This window comes from Leisingera sp. G5_S3_59_S7 (assembly GCF_054968485.1).
Window position 1 is genome coordinate 40,073 of sequence record NZ_JBQKUH010000008.1, and the last position, 13,715, is coordinate 53,787.

At 60.9% G+C, this 13,715-nt stretch carries 11 protein-coding genes; 10 read left to right on the forward strand and 1 reads right to left on the reverse strand.

The window, feature by feature from the left end; genetic code table 11:
* Nucleotides 1-5 precede the first annotated feature (5 nt).
* Nucleotides 6-1,478, reverse strand: coding sequence for an NAD-dependent succinate-semialdehyde dehydrogenase (locus tag ACTRWG_RS06280; RefSeq protein WP_027235462.1), 1,473 nt, complete (start codon nt 1,476-1,478; stop codon nt 6-8).
* 200 nt (nt 1,479-1,678) lie between these two features.
* Between ACTRWG_RS06280 and ACTRWG_RS06285 the strand changes: the two genes are divergently transcribed.
* From ACTRWG_RS06285 to ACTRWG_RS06330, 10 genes are all read left to right on the forward strand, one after another.
* On the forward strand, nt 1,679-2,464 hold the full coding sequence (locus tag ACTRWG_RS06285) for an alpha/beta hydrolase (protein ID WP_027235461.1): 786 nt from the start codon (nt 1,679-1,681) through the stop codon (nt 2,462-2,464).
* A 316-nt stretch (nt 2,465-2,780) separates the two neighbouring features.
* Nucleotides 2,781-3,989, forward strand: a complete 1,209-nt coding sequence (locus ACTRWG_RS06290) for an aminopeptidase P family protein (RefSeq protein ID WP_027235460.1) — start codon at nt 2,781-2,783, stop codon at nt 3,987-3,989.
* 303 nt (nt 3,990-4,292) lie between these two features.
* Entirely contained in the window at nt 4,293-5,033 is a 741-nt protein-coding gene (gene pssA, locus ACTRWG_RS06295) for a CDP-diacylglycerol--serine O-phosphatidyltransferase (protein ID WP_027235459.1), read from the forward strand.
* 27 nt (nt 5,034-5,060) lie between these two features.
* Nucleotides 5,061-5,684 carry a class I SAM-dependent methyltransferase gene (locus ACTRWG_RS06300; RefSeq protein WP_027235458.1) on the forward strand — a complete coding sequence of 208 codons (624 nt, stop codon included), beginning with the start codon at nt 5,061-5,063 and terminating at the stop codon, nt 5,682-5,684.
* 181 nt (nt 5,685-5,865) lie between these two features.
* Nucleotides 5,866-6,948 carry a hypothetical protein gene (locus tag ACTRWG_RS06305; protein ID WP_027235457.1) on the forward strand — a complete coding sequence of 361 codons (1,083 nt, stop codon included), beginning with the start codon at nt 5,866-5,868 and terminating at the stop codon, nt 6,946-6,948.
* 392 nt (nt 6,949-7,340) lie between these two features.
* Nucleotides 7,341-7,805 carry a hypothetical protein gene (locus tag ACTRWG_RS06310; RefSeq protein WP_027235456.1) on the forward strand — a complete coding sequence of 155 codons (465 nt, stop codon included), beginning with the start codon at nt 7,341-7,343 and terminating at the stop codon, nt 7,803-7,805.
* A complete protein-coding gene (locus ACTRWG_RS06315) occupies nt 7,802-8,923 on the forward strand; it encodes a hypothetical protein (RefSeq protein ID WP_462829114.1) in 1,122 nt (373 codons plus the stop codon). The genes ACTRWG_RS06310 and ACTRWG_RS06315 overlap by 4 nt, the downstream gene beginning before the upstream one ends.
* A gap of 468 nt (nt 8,924-9,391) precedes the next feature.
* Entirely contained in the window at nt 9,392-11,329 is a 1,938-nt protein-coding gene (locus tag ACTRWG_RS06320) for an AAA family ATPase (RefSeq protein WP_027235453.1), read from the forward strand.
* A gap of 163 nt (nt 11,330-11,492) precedes the next feature.
* Nucleotides 11,493-12,356, forward strand: a complete 864-nt coding sequence (locus ACTRWG_RS06325) for a hypothetical protein (protein ID WP_154667764.1) — start codon at nt 11,493-11,495, stop codon at nt 12,354-12,356.
* Nucleotides 12,353-13,714, forward strand: a complete 1,362-nt coding sequence (locus tag ACTRWG_RS06330) for a DUF6638 family protein (RefSeq protein ID WP_027235451.1) — start codon at nt 12,353-12,355, stop codon at nt 13,712-13,714. The genes ACTRWG_RS06325 and ACTRWG_RS06330 overlap by 4 nt, the downstream gene beginning before the upstream one ends.
* Nucleotide 13,715: the final 1 nt, after the last annotated feature.

Consider the following 13,715-nt stretch of genomic DNA (forward strand, 5'->3'; position numbering starts at 1 on the left):
CGGGGTCAGACCGACATGCAGATGTATTTCATCTCCAGGTAGTCCTCGATGCCGTGGTGGCTGCCTTCGCGGCCCAGGCCGGACTGCTTGACGCCGCCGAACGGTGCCACTTCGGTGGAGATGATGCCGGTGTTCACCCCGACAATCCCGTATTCCAGCGCTTCGGCCACCTTGTAAACGCGGCTCAGATCGTTGGCATAGAAATAGGACGCCAGGCCGAAGATGGTGTCATTGGCCATCGCGATCACCTCGTCCTCGTTCTCGAACTTGAACAGCGGCGCAAGCGGGCCAAAGGTCTCCTCGTTGGCAAACGCCATGTCCTGGGTCGCGCCGGTCACGACGGTCGGCTGGAAGAAGGTGCCGCCCAGCTCCGACGGGTTGCCGCCCAGGATCACTTCGCCGCCTTTGGAGGTGGCGTCGGCGATATGCTCCTCGACCTTTTCCACCGCGTCCTTGGTGATCAGGGGGCCGAAATCCGTGCCGTCTTTCAGCCCGTCGCCCACCGTCATCTTCTCCAGGGCCGCTTTCAGCTTTTCCGCAAAGGCATCGTAAACGCCAGCCTGCACAAAGATCCGGTTGGCGCAGACGCAGGTCTGGCCGTTGTTGCGGAATTTGCACATGATCGCGCCTTCGACCGCGGCGTCCAGATCCGCGTCGTCGAACACGATGAAGGGCGCATTTCCGCCCAGTTCCATCGAGCATTTCATCACCTGCTCGGAGGCTTGCTTCAGCAGGATGCGGCCCACTTCGGTGGAGCCGGTGAAGGTCAGCTTGCGCACCGCCGGGTTCTCGCAGAACTCCTTGCCCACATCGGAGGAACGCGAGGACGGCACCACGTTGAACACGCCCGCCGGAATGCCCGCGCGCTCGGCCAGCACCGCCAGAACAATGGCGGACAGCGGCGTCTCTGCCGCCGGGCGCGCAACGAAGGAGCAGCCCGCCGCCAGCGCCGGACCCGCTTTGCGGGTGATCATCGCGTTGGGAAAGTTCCACGGCGTGATCGAAGCGGCGACGCCGATCGGCTGCTTGATCACGGTGATGCGCTTGTCGCGCTGGTGGCCGGGGATGGTCTCCCCGTAGATCCGCTTGGCTTCTTCGGCGAAGAACTCCACGAAGGAGGCGCCATAGGCAACCTCGCCGCGCGACTCAGCCAGCGGCTTGCCCATTTCGGCGGTCAGGATCACCGCCAGATCCTCCTGGTTCTCCATCATCAGGTCGAACCATTTGCGCAGCACATTGGCGCGCTCCTTGCCGGTCCATTTGGCCCAGTCCTTTTGTGCGGTTTCGGCCTGGGCAATGGCGCCCGCCACCTGGGCGCGGCTGACATCCGCGACCTTGGCAATCACGTCGCCGCGGGCCGGGTTGGTCACGTCAAAGGTGTCCTCGCCCTCGACAAACTGGCCGCCGATATAGGCGCGCGTCTCCAGCAGGCTGGGGTCGTTTAGCAGGGATTTCAGGTCAGTGGTTGCATCAAGCATTGCGGGCCTCCCAGGGGTTCTGTCACTGAAATGCAAATCAGCTGTGCCTTGATATGTCCAGACAGAACGATAAGTCCAGAATTTGATCAAATTTTCCGGCCAAGAGTCCGGGGAATGGAATTTTCCGCAGGGCAATTTGACATGTCCTGTGCGAGACTGTCAGGTAGCCGCAAAGAACAAAATTAAAGGGGAGACTGGGCATGGAATTGGATGATGCCTATGCCAACGGGGCTTATATCGAGAATGCAGAGGCGTACCCGCCGCGCTGGGCTGCCTCAGCCGAGGATTTCCGCAACAGCCTGCATGAGCGCGCCCGGCTGGACATCCCCTATGGCGAGGGGGCGCGGCAGCGCTTCGACTTGTTTCTGCCGGAAGGCACGCCCAAGGGGGTGTTTGTCTTTGTGCACGGCGGCTACTGGCTGGCCTTCGACAAAAGCTCCTGGTCGCATTTGGCACGCGGCGCGATTGCGCATGGCTGGGCGGTGGCGATGCCGTCTTATGACCTGTGCCCGGATGTGCGGATCGCCGATATCACCCGCCAGATCGCCGCGGCGGTGACGCGGATCGCGGCAGAGGTGGACGGCCCGATTGCGCTGGCCGGCCATTCGGCGGGCGGGCATCTGGTGGCGCGGATGCTGGACAAGGCGCTGCTGCCGGCAGAGGTGGGGGAGCGGATCAAGACGGTGATCCCGATCTCGCCGCTGGCGGATCTGCGGCCGCTTCTGCGGACGTCGATGAACCAGAAGTTCCGGATGGACTCGGCAGCGGCAATTGCAGAAAGCCCGGTGGATATGACGGACCGCTATCCGGCGGAGGTCACGGTCTGGGTTGGCGGCGAGGAACGTCCGGCGTTTCTGGATCAGGCGATCTGGCTGGTGGAGGCCTGGGAGGCGGATCACGTGATCGCCTTTGGCAAACACCATTTCAACGTGATCGACCAGCTGGGGGATCCCGAAAGCGACCTGGTCGCGCTGATCGTGAATTAAACGCGCATTGGCTGGCGGAAGCGCCCGCCGCGGCACATTGATCCCGAATTGAAGCTTTATGTCCGGCCGGCCGGCCGGGCAGCGCCCGACCCTCCCTCACGGGGAGGGCGTTTTCAGCTCCCGCCCCGAGGCTCGGGCGCTGCCCTCTCTGCGATGCGGCCATCGGCGGAAAAATCTTCTTGCCAGAATCCGGTTTCCGCCGCATCTTCCGCGCAAGGGCCAGGCGATGGCGTCGCCGCATGGGATACATGGTGCCCCCACATTCCAAAACTGTCCTGAACGCCGGGACCTTTCTTGTAAGAAGGAAGGGTCTGATATGACTGCACGTCCTGAAATGTACCGTTTTCACAATGGTGAAAAAGCGCCGCTGCAATTTGCTGTCTCCGAGTACGAGGCGCGGATTGCCGGCCTGCGCAAGATCATGGCCGACACCGGGGTGAGCGCTGCCGTCTTCACCTCGATGCACAACATCTCCTACTACTCGGGCTTCACCTATTGCGCCTTTGGCCGGCCCTACGGCCTGGTGGTGACCGGGACCGAGGCAGTTACCATCTCAGCAGGTATCGACGCGGGCCAGCCCTGGCGCCGCTCATTCTGCGACAACATCACTTATACCGACTGGCAGCGCGACAATTTCTGGCGTGCAATCAAGACTGTAAGCGGCGAGGGCGCGGTTGTCGGCTATGAAAGCGACCACCTGACGCTGCTGCAGAAGGGCAAGCTGGAAGCGTTCCTGAATCCGTCCAAACTGGTCGATCTTTACTTGCCGACCATGGAGCAGCGGATGCGCAAATCGGCGGCCGAGATCGAGATCATACGGGCCGGTGCCGCAGTGGCAGACGTGGGCGGCTTTGCGATCCGCGATGCGGTCAAGGAAGGGGTGCGCGAGATCGACGTGGCGATGGCCGGGCGTGACGCGATGGAGCTGGAGATTGCCAAGCGCTTCCCGGATGCCGAGTACCGGGACACCTGGGTCTGGTTCCAGTCCGGCATCAACACCGACGGCGCCCACAACCCGGTCACGGGGCGCACTCTTCAGCGCGGCGATATCCTGTCGCTGAACACCTTCCCGATGATCTCCGGCTATTACACCGCGCTGGAGCGGACCATGTTCGTCAAGGAAGTGGACGCCGAGAGCCTGAAGATCTGGGAGGCCAACGTGGCGGCCCATGAATACGGCATCTCGCTGCTGCAGCCGGGCGCCAGCTGCGCTGACATCACCCATAAGATCAATGCCTTCTTCGAAGAACGCGACCTGCTGCAGTACCGCACCTTCGGCTATGGCCATTCGTTCGGCGTGCTGTCGCACTACTATGGCCGCGAGGCCGGGCTGGAGCTGCGCGAGGACGTCGACACGGTGCTGGAGCCGGGCATGGTGATCTCAATGGAGCCGATGCTGACCGTTGCCGAGGGCAACCCCGGCGCGGGCGGGTACCGCGAGCATGACATCCTGGTGATCCATGAGGATGGCAACGAGAACATCACCAAGTACCCTTACGGGCCGGAGTTCAACGTGGTCGGCTGAGCCGCGGCGCGGGCGGGGTGCTCCCGCCTGCTCATGGCCTTCCGGCGGGAGGCCTTCACAGTTGGGCGTGGCACCGTGCGATGCACGGTGCCCTTTTTTTCAGGGGGCACCGCCTGTACACTTCCCGTGCACCCCCTGTGCACCTCCAGCGCACTGGCTGGCTGCAGGATCTGCAAATATTGCACCTGAGCTGCTCTTGGGGCATACGTGCGCAACGGTTACAATAGCCGCCTAGTTTGCCCCAAGGTTTACCTTTGCGCCGCGGCCTCTCCAGCGCCTCGCGAGGAAGAAAGTGCCACCGCCATGTATGACGCTCCGGAAAAGAAAAAATCCGAATTTGCGCTGATCCAGCTGATGCCGAACATGATGACCATCGGCGCCATCTGTGCGGGCCTGTCGGCGATCCGCGCGGCGGTTTACGGCAATTACACCCTGGCGGTGATGCTGATCCTGCTGGCCGCTGTGCTGGACGGGCTCGACGGACGGCTGGCGCGGGCGCTGCACAGCGAGAGCAAGATGGGCGCGGAGCTCGACTCGCTGGCCGATTTCCTGAACTTCGGGGTGGCGACGCCAATGGTGATCTATCTCTGGGCCCTGCAGGACGTGCGCGGCGTGGGCTGGATTTCGGTGCTGGTGTTTTCGGTCTGCTGCGTCGTGCGGCTGGCGCGGTTCAATGTCGGCAGCAAATCGGAGGAGGAGCCGAAGGGGCGCAGCGGCTATTTCGAAGGCATCCCGTCGCCCGCTGGGGCGTTTCTGGCGATGCTGCCGATGTTTGTCTCCTTTGCATTTGACGGGGCGATGGTGCTGCCGGAGCTGCTGATCTGCCTGCATATGGTGGTGGTCGGCCTGCTGATGATCAGCCACATCCAGACCTGGTCGCCCAAGGCGATGAAAATCTCCCGCGAGCATGTTAAGTACCTGCTGGTGGGGTTTGCCTTTATGGCTGCGGCACTGTTGACCTATGCATGGACGGTGCTGGTTGTGCTATGCGTCGGCTATGTTGTGATGGTGATTTGGGGGCTGGTTTCCAAGCCGAAGGACTAGCCCGAGACGTCCAAGGGGAGGGACGAATTGGATATCAAGGCAGTAGAGGAATCTTACGCGCGCTGGGCGCCGGTTTACGACAGGACCTTTGGCGCGGTGACGCGTTCGGGCCGCCGCCGGGCAACCCGCTATATTAATTCCCGCAAGGGCAAGGTGCTGGAGGTTGGCGTCGGCACCGGGCTGTCGCTGCAGCACTATGCGCCGCATCTGCAGGTGACTGGCATCGACTTCAGCCATGACATGCTGAAAAAGGCGCAGAGAAAAGTGCAGGAAATGGGGCTGAGCCAGGTGGAGGCGCTGCGCCAGATGGATGCGCGGCAGCTGGATTTCCCGGACAACTCCTTTGACACCGTGGCGGCGATGCATGTGCTGTCCGTTGTGCCTGAACCGGAGCGGGTGATGCGCGAGATTGCCCGGGTTCTGAAACCTGGCGGCAAGGTGGTGATCACCAACCATTTTAAGAGCGGCAAGGGGGTCCGGGCCTCGCTGGAGAAGCTCTCGGCGCCGCTTGCCAATGTGATTGGCTGGCATTCCGACTTTGCGCTGGAAACGGTGCTGCAGGAGGACGGGCTGAGCGTCGAGCAGCAGGAGAACATTCCGCCCTTCGGCATGATGACATTTCTGGTTCTGAGCAAACAGCAGACGATGTGACGCTGCTCCTTTTGCGCGAGACAGCCCCCGGTTCCGTTCAGGTTCGTCCGGGGGTTTTCTTTGTGCGGCCTCTCTGCAACAGTGACTTGGAAAGGGGCGGAATTACGCCGCCCAGGGGGATGTAAAATCCTTTTACATCCCCATATCCGGATCAGTTATTTGAGCGGGAGGAACGGATACTATGAGTGTTTCCCAATTTGACAGGATGGTGGAGGAGAGCCAGGAGAAGGTCCGGGACTCCCAGGCCAGGATCGAGGCGCTGACCTCGCGCATCGAAACTGCGCGCAGCAAGATCGAGGCGGGCGAGGATGCCAGCATCGACATCGAAAACGCCACGCTGGAAGACGTGCACGCGCATACCGAGGTAATGAACGCCAACATCGCCGAGCTGATCATGGGGCTGGATGATGTGACCGCGGCGTTCTCCAAGGACTTCGACGAGATGCGGTCGAAAACCGGCTGGGAGAGCTTTGTCGGGTTTTTCTCCAAAGGCAAATCGGACTCGATGCGCCAGGAGCGGATGCGCACCGCCAATATCGACGACAAGCTGCAGGACCTGATCGCCAAGTCGGACGTGATCGTGAAGCTCTTGGAGGGCCAGCTGGCCACCCTGGAAGATCAGCGGGAGAAGGTGCAGGTGAACTTGACCGCCACGCTGGACGACCGCGAGTTCACCGTGCAGGAGCTGGAGGGCGTTCGGGCTGAGATCGTGGCGCTGGATCCGCAGATTATCGAGCTGGAGAACAAGATCTCGGTCGAGCAGGACGCCGCCGCGCGCACCAAGCTGGAGACCGAACTGGCCGAGCTGAATGCGAAGTACAACGCGCTGGTGCAGGACGAGCAGGTGAAGCTTGCCAAGTCCCAGACGCTGGAGCGCTATATCGAGAAGGGCAAGACCTGGGTCGACAGCTTGCAGAACCAGGCGGCGACGCAGATGGTGCTGATCAACAAGCTGCAGACGGACACCCAGCAGCGGGTGGTGCTGTATGATGCGCTGACCAAATCGCTGAAGACCGCGCAGCAGCAGGACGTGGCGCACAGGATCAACGAGATCGGCGTGCAGACCGACAAGGAAGCCCAGACCGCAATGGCGGCGATCGGCACCGCGACCAACCAGAAGATGGCCGACATGCTGGAAGCGCATGAGGGCAACATGGTGTTCGCCCGCGACGTGCTGGAGAAGAAGGCCAAGGCGGATGAACGCTTTGCCCGCCGGTTTGCGGCGATTGTCGAGAAGCATGACAAGAACCTGTATGGGGGGTGAGCGGGTTGCGTTTTCCCTTGTTGCAAAACCCGAAAACCTGGCGTGACTGGTGGCTGGACTTGTGCTGTGCTGCTTTGGTCGTCGCGTTGCTTGCGGTATTTACAGAGCTTTCAAAGGCCATACTCCTCTCCGCGATGATAGGCAGCATGATAGGCACTGCACTTCATTTAAGATCGCGACTGGAAAGAGCTGAAAGCGGGAAATCTGGCAAAGGCGCCGGTTAAACTCAACGCCACGCAAAATGCCTCTACTCAGCTGGAGACGAATCTTGGCATTACACTTATTGAGAGACACAGGACGGCACCCGGCCGCGGGTGGGGGCGTAGCGCCCGCCCGGGGGGCGGCCGGGCGCTGTCCGCGCCGCAAGCGGCACGTCCGGGAAGGGGAGACGCATGACCGATCCCTCGCACGATCACGCTGGCCTCGGCGATACCTTCGCCTCACGCCGCAGACAGCGGGCTGTAAACCGCTTCGTCCGGCTTTTCGGGGCATGTGTTTTTATGGCGCTGTTTTTCTATGGAATTTGGGTCGGGCAAACATGGGTTGCTGTCGTAGCGATTTGCATGCTGACGCCGATGCTGCTGGTTTTTGCAGCCAGGTTTCCGGTTGCACTCGATCCAATTGTGGAGCCGAAACACTGCTTGTCAGCAAGCGATGCAATGCGGTCGCGCGAGGTTTGGCTGCAATTCTTCAAGCGGAATTGGTTTGTCGTCGCCAGTTTGTCTTTCACAGGATTTCTATTGCTTCACACAGGATGGCTGCCCTGGGTTGGTGCTGTGGGATTTTGGGTCTTTGCCATTCTGGCGGGTTTCTTGCATGCGAAATCGTCTGTTGACCTGAGAAGGGCGTGCGCATGACCGATCCCTCCCACGACCACGCGGGCCTTGGCGATACGTTCGCCTCGCGCCGGTATTTCAAGAAGTTCGAGACCATCATCCGGCATCTGACCCGGGTGGCGGCGGCAATGCAGGCGGAGGGGCGGCTGTCGAAGTCCGATGTGAAGGTGCTGACCGCTTACCTGATGCGGCTTAACTTCACCTTCCGCGCGCTGAGCATGAAATACCTGATGGCGGGGCGCGATACGGGCCGCTTCTTTGGCAGCCTGGCGATGGACAAGCGCGACAGCGGCTTTCCGGTTGCCGCGGAACTCATGACCATGGCCAATGACGCCCAGCAGGCGGAGCGGCACCTGGCCAATATGGCGAGCGAGGCGCAGCTGAAGGACGATATGGTGCGCACCATCATCTCCGACCGGGCGGTGCCCTCGAAGCTGCAGTTCGCCCTGTCGCAGCGGCTGTATTATCAGGAGCTGCTGAAGGGGCAGCTGTTCTGGACCCAGAACGACCCGGAATGCGAATGGCTGGAAAACATCGGCGAGCGGCGCAGGCGGTTCCTGCTGCATTGGGCGGCCTATGACAGCCAGGTGAACCTGCCGGTGATCTACCTGATGGAGCTGGAGGACAGCGGCAAGGTGGCGTTGCCCAAGGATGAACGCCGCTGGCCCGAAGTGCAGGCACATCTGATGGCGCAGGCGCTGGCCGGGTTGAAGCTGGTGACGATTGCCAAGGGATTTGACGAGGATTTCGCAGACCTTCACCCCAAGCATCTGCGCCGCTACCATGTCGGGCCGATGTATTCCTCGGCCTATACCGAGCAGTCCGGGCCGCTGCACCGGGTGCTGGAGGAGGCGGAGGCGCCTGCGGGCCAGGACTGGGCCCTGGCCTGGACGCTGGAGGAGCTGGAGAGCGAAGACGTGCGCGAGGAGCGCGCAGGCTGGTTCGGCACCGTGGAGCGGGAGATCTTTGCGCTCGACCCCTTTGGCGGGCGCGGCGCAGATACCGGGGCAACCCGGACCCAGCGCGCCATCATCCTGCCGCAGCGACCGTTCCAGGTGCTGGCAGAGCTGGATCCGCCGGGGTTTGGCGATGTGCAGAAATTTGTAGTGAGTCCGTCGGGGCAGGTGCTGAGGTACTAGGGGCCGGTCTTCAGGAGAAGGTGGCCCAGGGAATTGAATAGGTGAGGAATTGGGAATGCGAACAGGGTACTTTTCTAGATCGAATTGGTACCTTTTCTTGTCGTTCTTCTTGGCGCTTGGAGAAGGTTTCCTCGGGTTTGTGCCGAACAAGAGCGGAGAGATGGCAAGCTACTACAATTTCCATGCCTTTTTGTCCGGCTTCTGGTTGGCGGTTTTCGTTTTTCAGATGCAGGCCTTAATTAGCAAGAGCGGCAAGAACACAGCTGCTCCTGTTGATTAATAGTCTTCGCCTGGCAAAGGCCAAGAGAGGCGTAGAAATGGTGCCAGCAAAACAAGGCCCATGCGAACAAGTGCTCAGGTATTGAAGCCTGCGCCTGTTGCGGGGGCGGGAGCCTCCGGCGTGAGTATTTTGGGAAAGATGAAAGCGGGTTGGATTGTAACCCGCAATCGACGGATTGAGAGGGTGAGATGAGCATTTCAGGCAATCAGATGGAGCTGCGGGAAGAGGATATCCGCAAGCATTACGCGGCGGCTGCCGCTATGCTGGAGGGGTTCGACCACACCCCGCGCATCGCCAAGCCGCAGGCGGAGGGCAAGGTCCCGGAGCGCTCGCCCGGGATTGCCCGCACGCGGCGGTTCCGCTCCACCACGCCGGGACTGGTCACACGCTCCACCGCGCGGCCCGAAGGGGTGCATCTGATTGCCCGCATCGAGGCGGCGGATGAGGATGATCCGCTGACCTCACCCCTTCAAGCAACCTTGCAGCACGCCTTGCGCCGGGCCTTGGCGGTCTCCCTGGCGATGGGGGAGGCTTATGCGGAGGCTTCGGGCCTGGCGGATCTGAAGCGGGCTAATCTGGCTGGATCTTTGGATGCAGCGCGCAAGGGGGAGTTCACCGAACTGCTGGCCGCCGAGGCGCTGATTGCCGCGCATGTCTTTGCCAATGCCACGGCCTATCTGCTGGCACCGCACGGCTCTGAGGTGCAGGCCGAGGTTGGCGAGGCGGAGGAGCTGCTGACCGACAACGCGCCGCTGGCCTTGCACGGGGCGCTATGGGAGCTGGACCAGAAGCTGGCGCTGCATGCACTGGATGATGTGCATCTGATTGCGGCCGCCGCGGCCTATGCCGAGCAGCTGATGGAGAAGGCCGCCCTGCGGGCGCAAAACGCGCCGCGGCTGGAGACATTCACCGCGGCTTCTTGGCGGGTGGAGGCGGATGATCTGACCATCAGCGGTTTTGAACCGGCGGCGAAAGCAAAGTCCACAACGCTCACCATGGCGTTCAAGAAGCCGCATGAGGTGGTGGGCAACCATATCGCCAAATACCAGGCCTTAAGGCTCTCCAAGATGCTGATGGCCTATGACTTTGACCGCCGCCTGAACCCGTTTGCCGAGATGGGCGGCTTCATCTTCACCTTCATGGGCGACGGCAAGCCGGGGACGGGCAAGACAACCCTCATTCAGATGATGGCCGGGCTGATCCATGATTATTGCCAGAATGCTGGCTATGCCTTCCGCTACCAGAATTTCGGCATCGACAATATCGACAGCTATCAGGGCAAGTCGGGGCAGAACGCCAAATCGTTCATCCAGAATGTGATCGACCCGGGCGTGATCGGCTTTGGCACCATCGACGACATCGACCAGATCGCGGGCAAGCGCGGCGACCGGCAGTCCTCTGCGGGCCAGCAGGAGGTGACGGCGGTGTTCATGGAAGCCTTTGCCGGCGCCAATACCGTGGTGCGCGGCAACTGCACCTTCGGCATGTTCTCCAACTACCCGGAGAATGTGGACGACGCCCTGCGCCAGCGGGCCGGCGCGCGCTTCCTGGTGGACGGGCCGCAGACGCGGGAGGATTACATCGACATCCTGACGCTCTTGATGGGCAAGAACCATGCGATCCCGCTGGGGGAGCATGACCTTTATGGCGCGCAGGAGATCAAGAAGGCGGTGGCGCGATCGTTTGAGGCGCACAACCGCCCGCAGGAGCCGGGGCTGATGGAGGTCTTTGAACGGGTGCACGACCAGATTGGGGAGCTGGATGATCTGGCCAAGCTGGGCACCTATCTGAAGGCCATTCAGCAGGCGGATGAGCGGTTTACCGGCCGAGCCGTCAAGAACATCACGGATGCGGTCAAGGTCCGGGCGATGGACTTTGAGCTGCCGGATGAATGGATGGAGAACCCGGAGCTGTTCCTGTTCAAGGATTACGAGACCAAATCCGCGATGATTGCGGAGCTGCGGGTGCCCATCACGGTCGACATGGTGGTGCAGGAGATCAACCGCTACGCCGACAGCGAGTTCCGCTATGCCGACAAGTCGGATGAGATGGCGATTGAAAACATGGTGCGCGATTTCGAGCGGCAGGAAGAGGCCAAGCGGCGGTATTTGGAGGGGAAGGGGTGACTGTTGCGCGCAACATGAGGGCTGAGCCTGTCCGCGGGCGGAAGCGAAGCGCCCGCCCGTTTTGCCGGAGGCAAACCTGCGGTTTGACGGGGCGGACGGGCGCTGCCCGAGCCGCAAGCGCCTCGGGTCGGGAGGTTTTTCAGCGTCGTCAGGAGGTTTCTGAGTGATCGACTGGGCTACAAATCACTGGCGTTCTATTCGAAGAGGTTTGAAAAGTGACCGTCCAATGGACGTGGGTAAAACGATCACAAAGGCCTTTCTAGCAATTGTCATTGTGTTGGCTTTGCTACCGCAGTTCACGAGTGACGGTGGTTGGCAACTGCGTGGCTGGGCGCTGATTACATCTCCGCCAAATGAGATTGGAGATACCTTCGCTGGTGTTGCCGGAGTTCTCGCTTTTCTATGGATTATCGTAACGGTTTGGCTTCAGAGCCAAGAACTGGCCGCGCAGCGGGAGGAGCTTGCTGCTACACGATCTGAACTGAAATTGGCTCGGGAAGCTCAAGAACAGCAAGTCGTAGTGATGAAAGAGCAGGCTGAAGTCTTTCGTCATGAACAAAGAAACAGAAAGGAGCTAGAAGCAGAAAAACTCTTCAACGAGAAAATGAGATCATTGATCGCCGAAATAAAGGAAACTGGTTCAAAGGGCATTAATTGGGCATTCTCCAACGGTCCTTTTATAGATGAAGATTTCGGGTTTGATGGAGAAGTCCATGGTCTGTCGTTGGATAGGTTCATCGATGAGGACGTCTCAATAGACGAAGCCATTTCGAAGTTTCATCAGAGACTTTCGAGTATGCGCGACGCTCTTTGGGACTATCTGCATCAATCGGTTGACTATCGCCTTCCTGCAAGAACTGATTCTATTCAGCAAATAGCGAAGAAGCTTGAGAATATTGACGCGATGCGTAGTGATCTTTCACCTTCTCAGCAAGAGCGCCTATCTAGAATGAGATTAAGTGAAATTTCCGCCGCTCTGTTACAGCTTCAAGAAACGCCTGAACTATGGAAGGAGGCCGCCAAATGAAACGCCTCATCCAGCATGGCCTGATGTTCGGCAATCTCTTCCATGTGACCTCGCCCGCGCTGGTGGAGCGGTATAGGCGCGCGCTGAAGCATCTGACCGGCAAGACCACCCAACTCACTGATTTCCACGTCGATATCTCGGGCTTTTCACCGGAGGTCGGGGATGAGCTGGGGGATGATCACTATCTGAACCATGCAGGCGTGAACCGGCAGTTCATCCTGCTGTCGACCGAGCAGAAGCGCTGCCCGCTGCTTCACGTGAAATTCTCCACCAGCCGGGACATCCTGCGCCGGTTTATCGAGGTGAATGAACGCCAGCTGTTTGCGCTGACCGCGACGGATGCGGTGGCGGGCGAACTGGTGAATTCGGTGTTTGAGGTGTCCTCGCCCGCGCGCCTTTTCGACATCCGGCAGGTGCGGATCGAGGCGGATACGACGCGCGGCACGCTGCGCCATGCGGATCGGCTGGCGGCGCTGGTGGAGCGGTTCAAGACCGGGGAGGATGCCTGGTTTGATGATGCGCTGATCGGGGAGATGATTGCGACGGCCGAGAAGACCGGCGATGTGACGCGCAATCCGGTGCATCTGGAGCATGAGGTCTTTGAGCAGGCGAATTTCTGGACTGCGCATTTCGGCGGGCTCTATGTGTTTCAGGACGTTGAACATCCGGCGGTGATCGCCAGCGGGGCAAAGCCGGAAGGCGTGCCGCTGAAACGTGTGTTTGACCTGAGCGAGCGCAATGCGATTGCCCGGTTCCTGGAGCTTAACCGGCTGGCGGAGCCGGTGATACGGGCGCGCGGCGTTGATGGCGCGGCGATCCTGCGGCAGAAAATGGGGTTCCTGGCCGTGTCTGTGCTGACGGAGAAGGGCAGAGATCTATCGGGCCTGTCACGGTCCGACCTCCGGCGGATGGCGGCGCGGCATGCGGATGAGCTGCCGGCAGAATTCGAAGGGCTGGCGGCGCTGGTGCGTTGGGCCGAGGGCGGCGGCAAGTGGCCGCGGATTTCCTCGGACCACCCGGCCTATTTCTATAGTCTGAGGGCCTCGGACACGCCCTGCCGCGATCTGGTCAACATGCTGCTGGCAGAGCTGTGCCCGCATGACTTCCGCCAGATGTTCATCTGCCACAAGGAAGAGTTTTACCGGCAGTACCGGCGCTGGCCGGAAACCAAGAAAGCCTATGCGGCGGAGTTCCTGGCGCGGGAGTATGCGGTGGATAAGGCGGGCGCGCGGGAAGCGCTGTTCGGGCATGAGCCGGATATGGAAGGGCGGATGCCGAAGCTGCCGCGGAACCGGCGCCGGGGGGTGGTAGAGCGGGTTGGCCCTTGGGGTGCGGTGAACCGGGTGAAGGGGCGCTAGA

Bases quoted from the DNA above. Each gene is read 5' to 3' on its own strand.
- ACTRWG_RS06280 (WP_027235462.1), bottom strand. From the start codon at position 1,478: ATGCTTGATGCAACCACTGACCTGAAATCCCTGCTAAACGACCCCAGC.
- ACTRWG_RS06285 (WP_027235461.1), top strand. From the start codon at position 1,679: ATGGAATTGGATGATGCCTATGCCAACGGGGCTTATATCGAGAATGCA.
- ACTRWG_RS06290 (WP_027235460.1), top strand. From the start codon at position 2,781: ATGACTGCACGTCCTGAAATGTACCGTTTTCACAATGGTGAAAAAGCG.
- pssA (WP_027235459.1), top strand. From the start codon at position 4,293: ATGTATGACGCTCCGGAAAAGAAAAAATCCGAATTTGCGCTGATCCAG.
- ACTRWG_RS06305 (WP_027235457.1), top strand. From the start codon at position 5,866: ATGAGTGTTTCCCAATTTGACAGGATGGTGGAGGAGAGCCAGGAGAAG.
- ACTRWG_RS06310 (WP_027235456.1), top strand. From the start codon at position 7,341: ATGACCGATCCCTCGCACGATCACGCTGGCCTCGGCGATACCTTCGCC.
- ACTRWG_RS06315 (WP_462829114.1), top strand. From the start codon at position 7,802: ATGACCGATCCCTCCCACGACCACGCGGGCCTTGGCGATACGTTCGCC.
- ACTRWG_RS06320 (WP_027235453.1), top strand. From the start codon at position 9,392: ATGAGCATTTCAGGCAATCAGATGGAGCTGCGGGAAGAGGATATCCGC.
- ACTRWG_RS06330 (WP_027235451.1), top strand. From the start codon at position 12,353: ATGAAACGCCTCATCCAGCATGGCCTGATGTTCGGCAATCTCTTCCAT.